The sequence below is a fragment of the Cryobacterium sp. TMS1-20-1 genome (assembly GCF_004402355.1).
GTDB classification, from domain to species: domain Bacteria; phylum Actinomycetota; class Actinomycetes; order Actinomycetales; family Microbacteriaceae; genus Cryobacterium; species Cryobacterium levicorallinum.
Genome location: NZ_SOGF01000019.1, coordinates 1 through 17,736 on the forward strand (window position 1 = coordinate 1; position 17,736 = coordinate 17,736).

Genomic DNA, 17,736 nt, shown 5'->3' on the forward strand with positions numbered 1-17,736 from the left:
CTCGATCGGCGATGTCAGCCCCGTCACCTTCGAACTGCAATACTCGTCAGAGACCGCGGAAGTTCAACTCGCCGCTTAACCCGTGTCCACTAACCGGGGGCAAGGCCAAACCGGGCGGTCACCGAGGGTATGAAACTAACGTCATTCCGATGCTTCGACGCGGAAGTTTGGGGGCCGGTGAGCGGCCCCCGTAGGGGGCCGTTTAGCGTACCGATAGGGGGCCAGATCTGGCCCTACAGGGGGCCGCTGACCGGCCCCCCTAACAGTATTAACAGGACAAACAAAACATTAACAGTACGCGCGCGCGACAAACGCCTGTGGATAACTTGCCCAATCTGCCGCGCGATTGACGCTCGATCGCAGCCACACATGGCTCGATGCGACACCGCCTAAAACACAATTTGTGACCTGTCCGGCCAATCACCGTAGCTCGCTTCGCGCCTCCGTTCCCAGATTCTCAGACGCGGTCGCACACTCCCTTATTTCGTCAGAGATTCAGGGCACTCGGGGCGCTCTCGCTCGCTATCGATTTCTCTCGCCGGACGGCACAAAAAACAGTTGGTCGAAGAACCCGAGGCCAACGGCATTCCGTAGCAATTCAACGCACCACCCATCGAAGGAGAAGCACTCATGACCACACGCACCATCATCGGCAACCTGGCTCTCGACCCCGAGGTCGTCACAGCCGGCAGCATCCAGATCACCAAGCTCCGCGTCATCGAAAACACCGGTGAATACCGCGGCGGCAAATGGCTCGCCCACGACGCCGCCACCACGCACTTCGTGGAAGCCAAGTTCGAGCTCGGCCAGAACGTCGCCGCCACCCTGCACAAAGGTGACCCCGTGATCGTTGTTGGCCGCGAGCACACCGACAGCTGGGGCGACGACCAGGCCCGCCAATACGGCCGCGTCATCGACGCCGACAACGTCGGACCCGACCTCAACCGGGCCGTCGCCACCGTACGCCGCAACTCCAAGCCCGACACCGAATAGCCATCGTGGGTGGGCCGCACGCGCGGCCCACCCGCACAACCTCCTGAAAGGAGCACCACCATGAACGACCACGACAGCGAACTGATCACCCAGGCCAACGAACTGGCCGACACTGCCCGCAGCCTGGCGCACGCGACCCGAGCGATCGACCGACCCTACGATTCGTACCTGCTGCTCGGATGCCTGACGGCCATCCAACGCTCGCTCGGCCAGGTCTACGATCAGCTCGCCAACTGGCACAGCACCGTCATCGACGGCGTCGAGTACAACGGCGAAGACGGCTGCGGTGCCGGCTGCGCACCCGGAGTCGCCCGCGCCGAACTCGGCCTCCGCGACGCCGCCCAATTCGCCGGCATCGTCGAAGACGCCCTCCTGCAAGCCCACAACGCCAACGGCGTCGTCCGCTGGTTCGATGGATGATGGAACCGGTTGTAACGCTCGGGGAGACTGGTCCAGTGAATTTACTAACACTTGCAGGGAGGGTCCCCGAGCAGCATTGGCGGCAAATGGCTCTCGCGAAGTGGATTTGCTCGATCGTTAGTGTGGCGGCGAGCTCATGTACGTGCGTCGGCCTGTATCCGGAGCGCTCCGTCCAGAGCGGCGCAGACGGTGGACCACATTGATGCCCATGTTTGGTCAACTTCGCTCTCTGCGCGCAGCTTGAGAGAATTTCCCACGGAGTGCTTTGAATTGTCCTTGATGCGGACTTTCATCAGCTTTCCAGCCGCATCAGTCTGCACTTCTATGAAGTGATTAGGATTGGCGTCTCGCGCTTCCACCACCCAGAGATCAGGGAAGAGTCCCTCAATCGCGAACCCACTGCGAACGTAGACATATTCTCGGTTTGAGTTGAAGGCGACGCCGATATTGTTGAAGTAATGACTGACGTCGCTGACGGCTTTGAGACCGGCTTCGTCCCCGTCAAAAAGGCTGACCGTCGGCTGCTCATTGCGAAGAATTTCGTAGTTCGCACGGACAAAGCCACCCAGTTGGGAAGCGCCGCCCCGGTCACTGAACGTCGCGCGCCTGAGCGACGGCCACTCACATCCTTCCCATTCTGCGGAAAGCGCCAGAAACCATCGGAGGTATTCGGAGTCCGACTGCCCCTCGGTGAGCACCGTTGAGGTGCCTAACGAGAAGTAGTCGGCGAACCTGAGGCCCAATCCTATGCGGAGAGCCGCAGTGGCCTTCTCGTGGGAAACGAACGTTTCCAAAGAAGTGCACCCATCCGGACCAATATGCGTGCCAACCACCTTCTTGGGGTCGTGCGGGACGAATGCCATCGAGTGGCTTGTCATGATCACCGTTGATGCGTCGCCCAAGGAAGCGAGTAGTTGAGTTGCATTGTGAGATAACTTCGGGTGCAGGAACGACTCAGGTTCCTCGATCAGCCAGATGGACCGCCGCCCAAATTCAGATTCCTTCTCAGTTACCCAACGAAGCGCGGCCATGAATGCCAGGCTTTGCGTCCCCTGCCCTTTCCGCGCGAGCAGCGTCTTGTATGGGTCACTCAGATAGAAGTCAAAGCTGCCGAGCATGTTCTGGATCAGCCCTCCTTGAAATCCGAAGGAAGCGGAAAGACCATCTACGCCGCTGTCAGCTAATGCCCGTGTGATTTGCGTAGAGACCTTGTTCAGTTCGGACTCCACTTTTCCCAAGAGCGGTTGAAGAACATCAACAACGACTCCGTGCACGAACGGTGTGAGGACATCGTCAACGAGTTCCCGCATGCTCTTCTCGGACGGGATGAAGTGGCACTGAAACCGACTCAGCAGGTCCACGACTAGTTGTCTCTGAAGTCGACTGATGCTGGATTGTACTGCACCATCATTAGGCTTCTTCTGGTTCGGGAAGAAGTTGTAGGTAGGGGTACCGGAGGGAGAAAACGTGAGGTACAGAGCCACGATTGTCCCGGGGCGGTTGAGACCGTACATCCCGTAGAGCCTGTCGAGGTCGCTATAAAACTCAACATCCGGGCCGTGGGGGTCACCGTCGAAATATCCAACGATGCTGGTGCGTGCGCCCTTGCCGCGGGGAGAATCTTCCGTCACGTTGTACTCGTGCGCGTTATCGTATCCAGTGAACAACATTTGAACGGATCGAAGAAGATTCGTCTTTCCGCTGTTATTTGGACCGATGACTGTGAGCGTTCTGCTTAAGTCCAGCAATTGCTCCTGCGCGCCGACAGTCCGGAAATTCTTGACGCGCACACCAGTTAGTAGCATCCAAGAAACATATCGCTCATGGGCGGGGTGATTTGACTTTAGGAATCGCTGCCAATCGGAAAGTAGAAGTCCGGCGACAATCTCTCCACTCGATATGACAATTGTCGCTGGTCTTGGCGTGCCGCCAATGGAGTATTTCGAGACGATGGATCTGCTCTAGCGACTCGACTATATGGGGAAATCTACCGTCGGTAGTCGACGAGTTGGGCAAGTTCTGTACGGGGCGGGTATTCGTTTACCTATTCACCGGCAGCGAATAGGTAAACGAATAGGCGAGGGGTCTCTTTCCCTGTCCCACCGCCACCCCCTCGCTGCGCTCGCTTCTCAACCTCCCACACCCATCGTTCCTCAGTGTGTAGGAGGTTGGGAAGTAAAGGGGTGGTGGTGGGACAGGGAAAGAGAAGAAAAAAGTAGAAGAAAAAACAGAAGTACAAAAACAAAAAGAAAAAAACTGAAAAGAAAAAAGAGGGAGAACAAGAAGAGAAGACAGAGAAGAAGTGAAGACAGAGAAGAAGTGAAAATGGTGACAGGAAAAGCTAGGGAAAGCCGGCAGAAAATGGGGGAGCTGATGGCAGAAAGTAGGAAGCAATCGGGTAAGGAAAACGATGAGCTGAAGCGGTGAGGTTGATGAGTTGAAGTGGACGATGTGCGGTGTGGCATGCGGGGCTGTGTCGGTGGCTGGGTGCAGAATCGTGGGGTAAAGCTGAAACGTTGTCAGTTCGGAGGCTGAGTGATGGTGCAGGTGACGGAGCGCGACGAGGCACTTTTGGCGTGGTTGGATGTTGTGCGGCTCGCCGATATGGACGCCGTGCGGTGGGCGTTGGGCGCCCTGTCTGGTGCTGGTGAACCGGTGTCATTGCGCCGGGCGCAGCAGTGGGCCGTGCGGATGATCGGGACTGGATTGCTGGACCGGGGCCGGGTTGCGTATCGGGATGGGTCGATAGTGTGGGCCACGTATCTGGCGATTGGGAAGCCGGCGCCGAATCTGTTTCGGCAGACGACGCGGCACGAGGTAGCGGTCGCGACGGTGTCGGCGCGCTATCTGGCGCAGGGGTTCACGTGGCGGCGGGATCGCAAACCGAACAGCGTGCGCGAGCATCAAGCTGATGGGGTGGCCGAGCGTGACGGGGTTGTCGAGTTGGTGGAGGTGGAGTTGACGCCGAAGACGTGGCAGCGGTATCAGTCGATTTGTCAGAGCCACGCGTATCGCTTGGCGCATGAGGGGATTGATCGGATCGCGTATTTCTGCACGGCGGACGCTGATCGGGCGGTAACACGGGAGGCTGACAAGCACCTGGTCCGCAGCGACCGACCCCGTTTCGTTTCCCAACACTCCCTCGACGCGCGCGGGTACTGGACCGGCGCCGAGCTGGGCGCCGGCGCCTACGCGACTGCACACGGACGAGCCGCCCTCGTGGTGGAGCTCGACAGCAGCAGCAGCAGCGGGTGGGGCGAGTCGACGCAGGTCCACGCATGAGCGACACGGCCGCTCCGGTAGAGACGGACGCCACCAGTGACACGATCGCGCGGCTGCTGGGCGCCGCGTTCGCGGTCGTCATGGTCTTGATTGCGTTGCCTCTGGTCGTGCCGGTCGTGGTGAGCCGGATTGCCGGCGACGTTGTCGCGACGAAGACCCGGTTCTGGGTGGTGTGGCGGTGGCAGTGGGTAGTCAATACCGTCGGTATCCTCCTCGTAGTCGCGCTCCTCGCTTGGGAGGCAATCCTGCTGGCGGACTGGATCCGCTCGGGGGCCGCGACCGAGTTCTTTGACGGCGCTGAGTGGTGGGCGCAGCTCTGGTCGATGGTTGGTCCGTGGGCGGTGGCGAATTTCTTTGCCGGGGTGCTGTTGCTGCCGGCGGCGTGGTCGTTGCGGCGGCGGAAGATCGCCGAGCAGGTGCGGTCTCGGCGGGTATCGAACGTGGTGCGGCAGGAGAAGATTGAGACCGCACGTAAGCGTGCTGCCGACAGCAGCGTGGCCCGCCGCATCGGAGTGCGCCTCGAGGCCGAGACGGGCCGCATCGTCGGTACCACTCGCCAAGCGGTCACCGTTCCGCTGGCCGTGGGAGATCAGCGGCAGGCGTTCGGGGTGACGAGCCGGGTGACGGTTCGGACCCTCGCTGACCGCTTCTATGACATGCGCCGGGTGCGCGACTGGGTCGATGCCACCGGCAAATATCTGGTGCTGCCGCCGACGGCATCGTCGGTGCGGGCACTGATCATTGCTGAGTCCGGTAGCGGCAAAACCGTCCTGATCAACGGGGTCGTGTTGTGTGCATTGGAATACGGGTGGCCCGTGTTCGTCATAGATGCGAAAGGTGACCCGGCTGACGCCGAGAATCTGGTCGCCGTGGCGCAGACCTATGGTCGCACCGCGACAACCGGCGGTACGTGGAATCTGTTCAACGGTACCGGGGATCAGATCACGGCGAAGCTGATGCGGCTGATGCCTGTCCCTGATGGTGCCAACCAGCATTATCTCGATGAGATTCGTGGGGTGCTGCAAATGGTGCAAGGTAGGTCTCCGCTGTGCAGCATCGATGACCTGCGCGAGCGGCTGACCTACCCGGCCCGGTTCGTCGACGACACAGACGACCTGCCGCTGATCAACAAGCGTGTGGAGCGCGACGGGTCGACCGCGGGAGCACGGGCGTTGCAGAGCCTGCTGGTGGCGCTGCGGCCGATGCAACGCTGGATCGGCCAGGACGGCTGGTCCTACGACGCGCCGAAAGCTGACGTGACGGTTATTCCGCTGTCGCCGGTCGACGACGCTCAGGCGCGGCTGGGTGATCTGCTCCTGCTGGACTTGCGGAACTTCCTCGCCACCCGGTTGGAGCGGCGCGACAAGTCCCCGGTGGTCGTCATCGTTGACGAGTTCCCCCAGCTGGTGACCGGTGCGCAGGACCCGGGCGATACCGCGGGGAGCCTGTTTGAGACGGCGCGCAGCGCCGGCGTCGGACTGGTCCTCGCGACGCAGAGCCCGGCGGGCCTATCTAACGATGAGGTCCGCCGGCGCCGTGCACTCACCAGTGGCGCGGCGCTGATCTTTGGCCGGTCCAAAGACCCGGAAGATGTGGTGAAGTATGCCGGGACGGTGATGCGGATGGAATCCGCCGGCCGCGCCACCGGCGAGGAGCTTGGCAGCGCCCGCGCCCAACACACCTACGTCATCCCGCCGCAGGACGTACGGGAAGCCGCGGATGGAGCGTTCTGGATCGTGCAGGGCGGCGCGATCGCTCCGTTCCGAGCACTGCCCAACCGGCAACTGCAGACACCAGCATCCGCGCCGCTCACGCCGGTGCCGGCGCCGGCTGATGTCGAGGGTGGTCGTGACGAGGAGGTTGTGCGGCTCGACGTCGTCGAGACGGATGAATCGGGGAGCGCCGCCTGACCGATGCGGGCGGCGCTCCAGTCAGGGTCAGAGTCGGTCGGCGTCGTTAATGGTGGCGACAAGGCGGGCGCCGTACTGACGGATGAGCCGGTCGCATCCCTCATTGGACACGGTCGCAGTCAACCCGCGCACGGCGCCGCACGGTCGGCCGAGCTCGATGGCGGTCACCGCGGTGTGGAGGTGCCCGGACTCGTACTCCGCTTCGACAATGATGGTCTTGGTTGTGAGCGCAGCGAGGAGCCGGTTGCCACGTTGGAACCGCCACGCCGAGGGCGTTTGTCCCGGTGGGATCTCGCTCACGACGACACCGTGCGTCGCGACTGCGTCGACCAGCTCCGCGTTTTCCGCAGGGAAGGTGTCATCCATGCCCGTGGGGAGGACAACCACGTTGCGGCCGGCGAATGCCCGACCGGTGGCGAGGGCGGCGGTGTCGATGCCGCGAGCGGCGCCGGAGGCAATCGCCCAGCCGCGCTCGATTAGACCGGAGGTCAGGTCCACGCAGACGTGCTTGCCGTACGGAGTCGCGAACTGCGTGCCCGTCAGCGCCACGCTAGGCGCGCTCAGAAGCGAAGCGTCCCCGCGCACCCAGAGAGCAAACGGTCCTGTCTCTCCGAGATCGGCAACGGATGCCGGCCAGTTCGGATGTACTGGCGTGAGCAGCTCGTACCCGCCTTCGACGGTGAGGCGGATCGCGTCGACGACCCGGTCAACCGAGTAACGAGGCAGGCTGGTCGATCGCAGCTGCGCGAGGGTCCCGTCTTGGCTGGCCGCAGTACCGCCGTTGAGGCTGAGGAGGGCGGTTAGGGCGGCTTCGGCCCCATACCGTGCGATGAGTGCTCCGACGTGGCGGTCGCCGGGTTCTGCGATGGTGGCCCAGGCGGTACGCGCGATGGTGTCGTGGCTGATGGGACTGCTTACGGTGGTGTCGGTGCTGATGGTCTCGATAACCGCAGCGATGGTCATGATGGTGGCTCCCTCTCCTGGACCGAATATTTTGTTTGCCTTCCGGCGAGAGAAATCGATAGCGAGCGGGAGAGCTGTAGTGCCCAGAATCTCATGCGAAATAAGGGAGCCTGCGACCGCGTCTGAGAATCTGGGAACGCAAGCGCGAAGCGAGCTACGATGACCGGCCGGAAAGGTCAAACAAGCCCTTGAAAAAGAGGCCGCAAATGCGGCTCAAAATTTGAGGTTCGCAGCGGCGTAGCCGCTTCCACATAGGTCGTTGCCCATGCGAACTGACTAGCACTTTACGAGGGAGGGGGCGACTGCCCGGTCCCGGGGTCGCTGTTGTGGCCGGGACTTTTTGAGGGCATTTCGTGTCTTCTTGGCGGTGTGTCGCATCCAATGTCAGAGGTGAGCATTACTCTCGACTTAGACGGCAACGACGCCGCACAGAAAGGGAATCGTGACGGTGCACACCCGGTCCGCTCGAACGGATACGACAGCATGGCTGGCAGGAATATGCCCGGCTGTTGCCACAATCCGCCGACGCCCGGCCAGCCCCATGACTGATTCCAATCGCTGTGTCGTTGTGGTGATTGACGAGCACCGTATGGGGTCCTAGAGAGGGAAATTTGCTTGTGTCCAGTCAGAATCAGGCAACAACACAGACCACGAACCAGCACACTGACCCACCCGTGAGTACCGCGTTTCGCGGTGCGTCACGTGCCCAGGGCTACATCGAAGCGGATGCCCCCACCCCCGAACGTTCGGTCGCACCGCTTCCGGAACGCCAAGCCGTCGACGAGACTGTTGCACCGTCCACCGCGACGCCGCAGCGGCCGGCAGGAATCCCGTCTGAGCCGGCTCTGGCCGATCTGTTTGGCGGTTCCGATCACGACCTCGGGCTGCTCTCCACAGCCCCGCAGGCGCAGGGTGCGCAGCGCGGCCTGCGCGGCGTGCTTTCCCGACTTGGGTTTTCGATGACGCCGGGGCCGGCGGAGTTGGCCGAGCGCGAACAGACCGAGGCGTTGCGGCGGGATGAGGAAACGATTCGGCAGGCGACGTGGACTCGTGCGGTGAGCGTGTTGGTCGCTAACCAGAAGGGCGGTGTCGGGAAGACGCCGTCGGCGATCATCGTCGGCGGAGTCCTTGCCGCCGCGCGCGGCGGATCGGTGTGCATCCTCGAGGTCTCCGACGATCCCGGCGCACTGTCGTTCCGGGCGGAGGGGAACCCTGCCCGCGGCATGGGAGAACTCGTCCGCGACGTCGACACGATCAGTAGCGCCGGGCAGCTCGCCGGCTATACCGCCCCGCAAACCTCGTTCGCGTCCGTGATCGGTACCGTCCGGCGCCGGCCGCGCCTTACCCACCAGGATGTGGTGGCCGTTGCGGCGGTCGTCGATCAGTATTACGGCATCCGCGTCATGGACAGCGGCAACCAGCCCTCCTCCTCAGCGTTCCAGGGCGCCGTCGACACCGCGGACGCCCTGGTGATTCCGGTGTTCAACGCCGGAGATGCGGTGTTGGAGGCGGTCGCGCTGCTGGACGTGCTCCGCTCGGCCGGCGGCAAGGCCGCGAGCCTGGCCGATCACGCCACGATCTTGCGGCTGACCGATGGGCGGCCGGAGAACCGGCAGGTCGTCGACCGGGTCGACCAGATCATCGCCGACGCCGGCGTCGAGCAGGTGTTCACTATCCCCTATGATCCGCACATTGCCGAGCGCGGGCAGATTACCCTCGGGCATCTCGCCCCACAGACGCGGCGGGCGTTCACCGCAGCGGCGGCGGGCGTCGTGCGTACTTTGCAAGCCACCGTCCGATAGCAGCGAAAGGCGAACCGTCATGCTCACAGAATCCCTGCAGACCCTCGTGGCCACCATTGTGCGCACGATCGACAACCCGCTCGACGGCATCCTGCCGGACTTCACCATCTTCGGGGCGGAATTCACCCTGCTCTGGCAGAAGCTCCTCGCCGGGGTGTGGGGGATCGGCATCATCCTGGCGATCGTGTTCCTAATCATCGGCATCATCAAAATGGCCAGCGCCTCCAGCGGTGGCAACCCCAACGAATACAAAACCGCCCGCAACCAAGCCATGTGGGCTGGTATCTCCCTCGGGGTGCTCGCCGCCCTCGCCGTGATCGTCGGCGCCATCCTCGCCGTCTTCGGATAGGAGCACTCGTGCACGCGACCGCACCACCCACCCGCAGCACCTGGCCCTGGATCGTCGCCGCCGCCATCCTCATCGGCGCACTCATCATCGCTGGCGCCGTCTACTTCGGCAGCCAACGCGACACCGCCACACCCTCACCCGAGCCGACAACACCGATAGCGAGCAGCACGCCGTCGCCGAGCACCACACCTGTCGACGCGGAGCCGACCGGATGCCTCGGCGGCGAAACACGAGACGCAGCCATGGTCCTCGCCGCCCAGAAAGCCGCGTCGCACACGAGCAGCGGGGCCGTCGAGTACGCCGCCGCCTTCGTACGGTGGCTACACCAGTACCCCTACCCGTCGTCAGACGATGCAGACTCTGTCGCGGCAAGCGCTCTCGCCACTGATGTTCCGACGAAGGATTTGCGAGAGTTTTTCGCGAACAATCCGAACGTCTCAGGCGGGCTCGTGCCGGACGCGACGGAATACTACCTGTCGACTATTCCTGGTGTGTGGCACATCGAATCGGCGTCGAACGAGGAAGTCGTCGCCACGATCGGCACGGGGCTCGTCATAAAAGGGGCCATGAGCCCAACGTTGAAAGGATCGATTACCGTGACCGTCCGGTGGGAAAACGGCGCGTGGAAATTTGCGAAGTCTGAAGGGACACGCACGACGGAGGACTTGTTTTCGATCGGTGAACCCTTCACGAGCGGGTGCTAACGATGCTAGGCATGGCGACCACGCCCGGCGATGACCCAGGATTTTTCGGAGATCTCGTGGGCGGCATAGGTAATGCCATCAACGGTGCCGCCGGAGTGGTGTCTTACTGGTCGGACCCGTGGGGAAACACATTCAAGATGCTCCGCGACACAGCGCAGGGGATGAGCCGAGACATCATGCCAGCGCTGACCAGTGCAACGCTGCCGGATCTGACGGCGGATTGGTTCATCAACGCCTACAAGATTAGCTTTGCTACGGCGATCTTCGTCGCCGTGCTGCTGCTGATCCCGCAAGCTGTGCGAACGGCGCGCGGCGCCCAGGCCGGCCGCGATCTGGTCGAGTCCGTCGGACTGTACTTTGGAACCTTCCTTCTCGGGGCCATGTTCGGCCCAATGTTCGGGATCATGCTGATTAACTTCTTCCACTCCCTCACGGACGTCTTCGTCGCAGCCGGCCTGACCGGCACAGCGAATACCGTCACCGGGCAGTTCACCACCATGATTGAGCAGGCCGACCCAGTCGGCATCACCGGCGGAATCGTCATGGGCGTCATCCTGATGATCTGCATGATCCTCGCCCTCTTCCTGGTGCTGCTCATGTTGCTCGTGCAGCTGGTGACCCTCTACTTCACCGGCGTGTTGCTGCCGCTTGGACTGGTGTGGATCATCGACAAAAACAAGCGCTCCTTCGGCTTGAAGATCGCCGCGTTGTGGATTGGGATTCTCGCAGCCCACCCGCTGCTGTTCTTGCTGCTGGGTTTAGCCTTTTCGATGACGGCGAACCAGATCAGCGCGTTCGGCAACAACTTCGGCCTGCAATCGATGGTGTCCCTCATGGTCGCGATCATCGGGCTGCTGATGGCCGCGCTCTCGCCATTGCTGCTGATGAAGTTCGCCCCGATCATTCCGATGGCTTTCGGCGGCACCACCGGTCCATCCGTGGACGTCGGGAAACACATCGGGGCGCAGAACATGACCGAAGCCACCGAACGCTACGGCCAACCCTCCAGCCAGGATCGGACCTCCTCGACGACGACGAAAGAGTCCACGGACTCCACGACCGAGCGCGTCTCAGAGTCCTCGACAGCTCCGGGGAGCCTGTCGGAGGTCATTGGCAACCGCGTTGCTGCTGCCGCAGCGGGCACCGGTGCCCCCGGTGACGGCGCGCCGATCGGCGCCGGCCGGGCAGCGACGGCCACCGCGGGAGCTGCCGGGGCAAGTGCGGCCGCTGGCGGAGCGGCTACCGCGGCTGAGACCGGGCTCGCCGCCGGGACGGCGGAATCAGCGACCGGCGCGGGCGCGGTCGTCGGCGTCCCGACGCTGATCGCGGCGGCGGGGATCGCCGCCGCGCACAAGAGCGTCGAGGCCGTCGGGAAAGGCATGGACATGGTCCAGACCGCCGGAGAGCAGGCGACGGAGTCGATGGATGACACCCCGACCCTGGGAGGAGATCACACATGATGACGGACCTGCGTAACCGCACGGTTATTCGCTATTTGGGCGGGGAGAGCGGGCACCGCTCCTTCTTCGGCGGCACGCACTCTCGCGCTCGGATCATTTTCCTGGCCTGCTCGCTCGTGTTCGGGATGGTGTTCACCCCACTGATCGGTTGGCCCGCCCTCGCAGCGGCGGCGGTCAGTTGCGGGGTGACCTTCTTGGTCACGGCGAAAACACACCGCGGGTCAATCGTCGACCGGCGGCGTAAACGAGCCCGCTGGAAGAAACGCACCCGGGCGGGCACGACCAGGTTTGAGCCCTACGAAGTCGGCGCGTGGGACCAGCTCCAGCAAGCCCTCACCGACGCCCGTGCAGCGAAAGGCCCGGCAGCCCGGGAGGCGGCTGCGGAGGCGGGCCGGGCTGTGGTGGCGATGCGGGCGAACCCGGACGGGTCGGACGGACTCGGCTGGCTGCAATACGGCAAGGGCGAGCCCGGCATCGCCTGGCACGCCCCCGTTGGGGAGCAGAGCTACCTGTCGGTGACGTTTACCGTCAGCGGGCAACTACGCGGGATCGAATCGGCCAGTGTCATGGCGCGCGCCGCCCATGGCTGGGGTGCGTTCCTCGCCGCCCGCGCCGTTCCGTCCGTCCTCGTCCAGGACGTGCAGATCACCACCCGGGTGCTGCCGGCCGACACGGCGCTGCAGGAATTTTGGGTGCTGAATAACCTCGACCCGTCGGCGCCGGTCGACGCCGTCGCCTCCTACGAGGAAGTGCTGCGGCTGACTGGAAACGATGCGATGGTGCAACGCCACTTCGTCACCGTGAACTGGCCCCTCACTCCCGCCTTCGTTGACGCCGCCCGCAAATACGGCGACGGCCGGGACGGATGGCGGGCGTTGATGCGTCAGGAGATCGTGTCAACCCAGCGTGGTTTGGCGGAGTCGAAGATTGGCCGGGTGGAGGTGCTCACGGCGCGGCAGGTGGCTGCGGTGGTGCGGCATCAGCAGCACCCGTCGCGTCCGATCGACTTCGTCGCTGACGTGCACCCGAACCGGGTCGGCGAACCCGCCGAGGAAGAGTTCTCCGCGCACATCGTCGACAGCATCGACCCCCTCACCGGGCTGCCGGTCCGGTGGTGGCATCGCACCGCAGCGATCCGCGCCGAAGCGCTCGCAACCGCCGCCCGCACGCAGCTGTGGGTGTTGGATCTGCTGATCGGGAAGGACATCCAGTTCATCCGCTCGGTCAGCTTCCACCTGCACCTGGTGCCGGCATCGGAGGCGAAAGTCGCCGCCCGCCAGGACCTCGTCCGCGACACCGCCGAAGCACTCTCCCGCAGGGAGGCTGGGCAACTCGACACGGACGATACCGACGTGCACATGACAGCCGCCCGACGCCGCCGGCAAGACCTCGTCTCCGGGTCGCAGCACCACGGCGCCGTCTGGATCGGCTTCGTGACGATCTCCGTCCGCTCGCGGGAGGAGCTGGCGCGAGCATCCAGGCAGCTCGAGGAAACCTGCTCCACCGGCCTGGGCATAGAGAGCCTGGACTGGCTCGACTCGTATCAGGCCGCCGCCTCGGGCACGACGTGGCCGATCGGGCGAGGCCTGGTCGCGTCGGCGCCGTCGTTCTCTGCCCGCGTCTACAGCCGCCTGGCCGGCAAATCCGACAAGGAGGCCCTCACATGACCACACCCAACGACACCAGCTCATCCCGCTCGAGGCTGTGGGCGCTGCCGGTGCTGCGCCGCTTCGCGCCGCCCGTCGAAGTGCCCGCCGACGAGACCAGCGGGATCGACGCGGCCGGTAGCCACGGTGCGGCAGAGATTGTGCCGTGGGCGCTGCCAGGCACACCGCTGCGTACGCAGGCGGCCGCGGCGCGTCGCGGCTTCTACGCGCCGGCGCTGGCGGGCGCGCCCACGACGACGCGGCAAGCCGAGATTCTCAACACCGCGCTGATCGGCCCGCCGACAGGCACTCGCGGCGTGGTCAACGGACGGGACGTGTTGTCGCGGACGACGATCTCCCACGACCCGGTGACGGCGTATAACTCGGAGCCGCGGGAGGTGTCGAGTCCGAACGTGATCGTGATGGGCGACGTCGGCGCCGGTAAAAGCTCTCACACCAAATGCAACTACGTCGTCCGTCCTCTTTTGCTGCAGGGCCGGCGCGGGGTGGTGTTTGACAAGAAGGATCAGAGCGGGGAGGGCGAATACTCCAACGTGGTGCGGCACTACGGCTTTGAACCGATCCGGTTCACCACCGACGGCACCGGCACGACCCTGAACCTGCTCGATCCGATGATCGCTCGCGGCACTGGCGTCAAAGGGCAGACACGGCTGCTGAACATCGTCACCCGCATCGCTCGGGGCGATCAGCCCCTCAGCGAATGGGAAGAGGAAGCCCTCCGAGCGGCGCTGCGCCGCACGGTCGGCCAGGCCCACGGACGGGCACCGGTGCTCGCCGACGTGCTGCCGAACCTCGGCCTCATCGTCGACGATGACGACTACCGCACTCTCTCGGCCACCGCCCGCGACGACCTGCACAAAGCCGGCCTCTCGGTGAAATGGACTTTGAACGGGCTGCTCGACGAATACGCCGGACTTCTCGACGGCGAAACATCGTCGACGGTGGACCTGAGTGGCAAGCTGACGTCGTTTGATATTTCGCAGCTGCCCGATGACGGCCCAGCGGTGCCGGTCGTGATGGCCATCGGGAACATGTGGATGCTCGGCCGGCTGCGCAGCGAACGCGACTCCGCCACCACCGTCGTCTATGAGGAGGGCTGGCACATGATTGGCGGACCGTCGGCGCAGCTGATCAAAGCCAACCAGAAACTCTCCCGCGGCCTGGGCATCTCGAACGTGTTCGTGATGCACAAGGGCACCGACATCCCCAAGGACTCTCCCGGCATGGCGATCATCCAGGAAGCGCAAACCGTCATTGTCTATCGGCAGTCCCGCCCCGAAGACGCACTCTGGTGCCAGCAAACCTTCGGGTTCGCTCCGGAAACGGCGCGCACCATCGAGAACTTGGCGGAGGGGCACTACATCTTCAAGTTCGGGTCGCACCCGGAAGCGCACGTGGAGCACATTCGCTCCGACTGGGAGCGACAGCTGACCAACACCGACGAGGGCCTATCCGTCGGCACCATCTTCTAACATCATGGGCTTGGTCAAACTGCTCGCCGCCAGCCTCACCGGCCTGCTCCTGACCGTCGGCGGCACCGTCGCCCTCTCTTCCGGCACCGGCACCAGCTGCGGCCTCACCGCGGTCAACAGAGCGGATGCCGCCCAGCACCCGGCGATCGCCGGGTATAGCGGCGACCAGCTTGCCAACGCCGCTGACATCATCAACGCCGGCGTCCAGTTCGGCCTCACCATGCAGGCGCAAACCCTTGGGGTGATGACGGCGATGGGGGAGTCCAGCCTGGTCAACCTCGACCACGGTGACACCGCCGGCCCCGACAGCCGCGGTCTCTTCCAACAACGCGCGTCCTACGGGACGCTCGCGGAGCGGATGGACCCGGCCACCGCCGCGCGGCTGTTCTTCCAACGCCTGACTGCCCTGACGGGGTGGGAGGGGATGGCGCCGTCGGCGGCAGCATCCGCTGTGCAGATCAACGCTGACCCGGAACACTACGCACCGTTCTTCGCACCGGCGACCGACGTAGTCACCGCACTGACCGCCAGCGGCGGCGGTGCGTGTGGTGTCGGTGGCGGGGATGCGGTTGGGCTGGCGCAGCAGCTGGTCACCGCTGCCGACAACGGGCAGCTGCGCGGCCTCGTCCCGGATCATCTGAAGGAGATCCGGTGGATCGCCAGCGGGCAAACCGTGCCGGACTGCGGGATCGACACCCGCATCCTGCAGGTGATGGTCCTGGCGGTGAACCAGTTTCACCAGGTCGGCGTCAGCGACATCAACCGGAAATGCACCGGGCAACTTCTCGGCGCCGGCACCGCGTCCTCGCACTGGATCAACGGCGGCGGCGGAGCCGTCGACTTCTACTCCCTCGGCGGACGCAGCCTCACCGGCGCCGACGGCCAGTCCCTCCGCCTGATCGGGCTGCTCGATCCGGTGATGCCGACGGGGGCACGGATCGGACAGGCAGACTGCCGGCGGGAGGCCGGCATCAACTTGGCGGTGGTGCACTTCACCCAGTTCGACGACACTTGCAATCACCTGCACCTCGATGTCGCGTTCACCAACGATCCGATGACTGTTGGATAACCGCGCAGCCCCACCCACGTCACGGATGCTGTCTGTTCGTTCGAGGAGCCTGCTGACTCGGGCGGGCGCTGACCAACGCGCGCACGATGTGCCGACCGGTGGGACAACTGGGCTCGGCGTTCCCTCCGGTCGCTTATTTCCTCACCCACTGGCCCCACCACTCGGTCCCGCACTTATGGTCGCTTCCTCCCGGGCACAGCGAACCTCCGCTACCGAACAGCACCACCCCGACAGTGTGAGTGAAAGGAGCCCCGCGATGAACGAAACAGTCGGCGTCATCGTCTACACGAAACCGAACTGCCAGCCGTGCCGGATGACCAAACTCGCCCTCGACAAACAGGGCATCAGCTACACCGTCGTCGACCTCACCGAAACACCCGCAGCCCTCACCTACGTGCAGGACGAACTCGGCTACAGCAGCGCTCCCATCGTCGTCATCGACGACCACAACCACTGGGCCGGCTTCCGCCCCGACCTCATCGCCAAAATCGGCCACTAACCGCCGCGCCGATGGACAAGGCCCGCGGCAGCAGGGCAGCGCATCCGGCAATGAAACGACCCGGAACGCGCAGGGAGACCGACCAGCGTGGTGATCACCGCTCGGCGCGGGAGCTCGTCAACCTCGGCGTGCTCAGCCCCGTGAATCGGTGTTCGCGCCTCGGATACGTCGCCTAACTCCAGACACAACCCCATGGGGGACCCGGGGGAGACCCTGCGGGTCCTTGGACCGCTGCGCGGACGTCTTTTTCGTTTTTCGTCTGTCTGGCCGGTCATCGTAGTTCGCTTCCGTGCCTCCGTGCCCACCTGGTCGGGCGCGGTCGCAGGCTCCCTTATTTCCCCCGACCAGCCGTGCACTTCGGCACTCCCGCTCTCTATCGATTCTCTTGCCAGCCAGGCAAAAAAATCAGTTGAGCGGAGAGTCTCATGCCCCAGTTCCCCGTCACCACCCGTCCCGAACGCACCAGCGATGACATAGCAGCCGACCGCAAAGCAGCCAACGCGTTCTTTGCCCGATACGCGGCCACCGGAAGCCCCAGAACTCAGCGCGACCGCAACGCCCTCATCCGGTTCTACAGCTACGACTGGAACCTCATCTGCTGCGCCATCGAAGCCACCGAGTGGTCCCGAACCCACGCAGACGATAGCGCCGCGCGCCGCGCCGCACGACGAGCTGAACGCGCCGCCCAAGCAGCCCTCAACGACATTCCCGCTCGCGACGATTCTCGCCTACATCCCTATGTGCACGCCGCGACCATGAAGCGCCTGCCGACCCCCGGTGTGACGCCCCGCCCGGTGAGTGAACGCCTCACGGCCCGAGGCCAAGCCGACCGCTTCTGGGCCCGGTGCCTGAACCCGACCGCCAAGTATCGCGCCGCCGTCCTCAACGACGCCGACCTGTCCTTCAGCCAGTGGCTGCTTCTGCACCCCGGCTATGGGCCCCTGCAGGATGCGCCCGAAGGATACGCCGGGACGCTCCGACTGCCCAAGTCGCAAAGATTCGTGCGCGGCTCGATCCGACCCGCAGGAATCACCTACGACCGTGCACTGGAAATCGCACTCGCCGCCCTCGCCAATATCAGGCACTAACCCCGGGTGAGACCGCCGCGAGGCGGTGGTCTCACCCGGTGAGGGGGAACATCCCCCT

Annotated in this window: 16 protein-coding genes; 14 read left to right on the plus strand and 2 right to left on the minus strand. The window is 64.1% G+C overall.

Annotated features, from left to right (window positions below; genetic code table 11):
- The first annotated feature begins 630 nt into the window (after positions 1–630).
- Both E3O45_RS03690 and E3O45_RS03695 read left to right on the plus strand, forming a co-directional pair.
- A complete protein-coding gene (locus tag E3O45_RS03690; protein WP_104177879.1) occupies positions 631–993 on the plus strand; it encodes a single-stranded DNA-binding protein in 363 nt (120 codons plus the stop codon).
- 60 nt (positions 994–1,053) lie between these two features.
- Positions 1,054–1,413 carry a hypothetical protein gene (locus tag E3O45_RS03695; protein ID WP_134441842.1) on the plus strand — a complete coding sequence of 120 codons (360 nt, stop codon included), beginning with the start codon at positions 1,054–1,056 and terminating at the stop codon, positions 1,411–1,413.
- 134 nt (positions 1,414–1,547) lie between these two features.
- On the opposite strand, the gene E3O45_RS03700 is transcribed toward E3O45_RS03695, so the two are convergent.
- Positions 1,548–3,203 carry an ATP-dependent endonuclease gene (locus tag E3O45_RS03700; protein WP_166789390.1) on the minus strand — a complete coding sequence of 552 codons (1,656 nt, stop codon included), beginning with the start codon at positions 3,201–3,203 and terminating at the stop codon, positions 1,548–1,550.
- A 187-nt stretch (positions 3,204–3,390) separates the two neighbouring features.
- On the opposite strand from E3O45_RS03700, the gene E3O45_RS03705 reads away from it, so the two are divergent.
- From E3O45_RS03705 to E3O45_RS03715, 3 genes are all read left to right on the plus strand, one after another.
- On the plus strand, positions 3,391–3,840 hold the full coding sequence (locus E3O45_RS03705) for a hypothetical protein (RefSeq protein ID WP_134441846.1): 450 nt from the start codon (positions 3,391–3,393) through the stop codon (positions 3,838–3,840).
- 108 nt (positions 3,841–3,948) lie between these two features.
- On the plus strand, positions 3,949–4,695 hold the full coding sequence (locus E3O45_RS03710; protein ID WP_134441847.1) for a hypothetical protein: 747 nt from the start codon (positions 3,949–3,951) through the stop codon (positions 4,693–4,695).
- Positions 4,692–6,605: a hypothetical protein gene (locus E3O45_RS03715; protein WP_134441849.1), complete on the plus strand. Its 1,914-nt coding sequence runs from the start codon at positions 4,692–4,694 to the stop codon at positions 6,603–6,605. The genes E3O45_RS03710 and E3O45_RS03715 overlap by 4 nt, the downstream gene beginning before the upstream one ends.
- A 27-nt stretch (positions 6,606–6,632) precedes the next feature.
- Here E3O45_RS03715 and E3O45_RS03720 read toward each other — a convergent pair whose 3' ends face one another.
- Positions 6,633–7,568, minus strand: coding sequence for a DNA-processing protein DprA (locus E3O45_RS03720; protein ID WP_134441851.1), 936 nt, complete (start codon positions 7,566–7,568; stop codon positions 6,633–6,635).
- Positions 7,569–8,242: 674 nt separating this feature from the next.
- Between E3O45_RS03720 and E3O45_RS03725 the strand changes: the two genes are divergently transcribed.
- From E3O45_RS03725 to E3O45_RS03765, 9 genes are all read left to right on the plus strand, one after another.
- A complete protein-coding gene (locus E3O45_RS03725; RefSeq protein ID WP_134441852.1) occupies positions 8,243–9,370 on the plus strand; it encodes a hypothetical protein in 1,128 nt (375 codons plus the stop codon).
- Between the two features lie 19 nt (positions 9,371–9,389).
- Positions 9,390–9,719 carry a pilin gene (locus tag E3O45_RS03730; protein ID WP_241985212.1) on the plus strand — a complete coding sequence of 110 codons (330 nt, stop codon included), beginning with the start codon at positions 9,390–9,392 and terminating at the stop codon, positions 9,717–9,719.
- An 8-nt stretch (positions 9,720–9,727) separates the two neighbouring features.
- On the plus strand, positions 9,728–10,423 hold the full coding sequence (locus tag E3O45_RS17435) for a hypothetical protein (protein ID WP_166789391.1): 696 nt from the start codon (positions 9,728–9,730) through the stop codon (positions 10,421–10,423).
- Between the two features lie 11 nt (positions 10,424–10,434).
- The gene (locus E3O45_RS03740) at positions 10,435–11,883 is read left to right on the plus strand and encodes a hypothetical protein (RefSeq protein ID WP_134441854.1); all 1,449 of its coding nucleotides are present in this window, start codon (positions 10,435–10,437) and stop codon (positions 11,881–11,883) included.
- Positions 11,880–13,550 (plus strand): hypothetical protein, encoded by a 1,671-nt coding sequence (locus E3O45_RS03745; RefSeq protein ID WP_134441855.1) that lies wholly within the window; start codon positions 11,880–11,882, stop codon positions 13,548–13,550. The genes E3O45_RS03740 and E3O45_RS03745 overlap by 4 nt, the downstream gene beginning before the upstream one ends.
- Entirely contained in the window at positions 13,547–15,022 is a 1,476-nt protein-coding gene (locus E3O45_RS03750; RefSeq protein WP_134441857.1) for an ATP/GTP-binding protein, read from the plus strand. The genes E3O45_RS03745 and E3O45_RS03750 overlap by 4 nt, the downstream gene beginning before the upstream one ends.
- Before the next feature lie 4 nt (positions 15,023–15,026).
- Positions 15,027–16,091 carry a hypothetical protein gene (locus E3O45_RS03755; RefSeq protein WP_241985213.1) on the plus strand — a complete coding sequence of 355 codons (1,065 nt, stop codon included), beginning with the start codon at positions 15,027–15,029 and terminating at the stop codon, positions 16,089–16,091.
- Positions 16,092–16,347: 256 nt separating this feature from the next.
- On the plus strand, positions 16,348–16,590 hold the full coding sequence (locus E3O45_RS03760; protein WP_134441859.1) for a glutaredoxin family protein: 243 nt from the start codon (positions 16,348–16,350) through the stop codon (positions 16,588–16,590).
- A gap of 425 nt (positions 16,591–17,015) precedes the next feature.
- Entirely contained in the window at positions 17,016–17,678 is a 663-nt protein-coding gene (locus tag E3O45_RS03765; protein ID WP_134441861.1) for a hypothetical protein, read from the plus strand.
- Positions 17,679–17,736 lie beyond the last annotated feature (58 nt).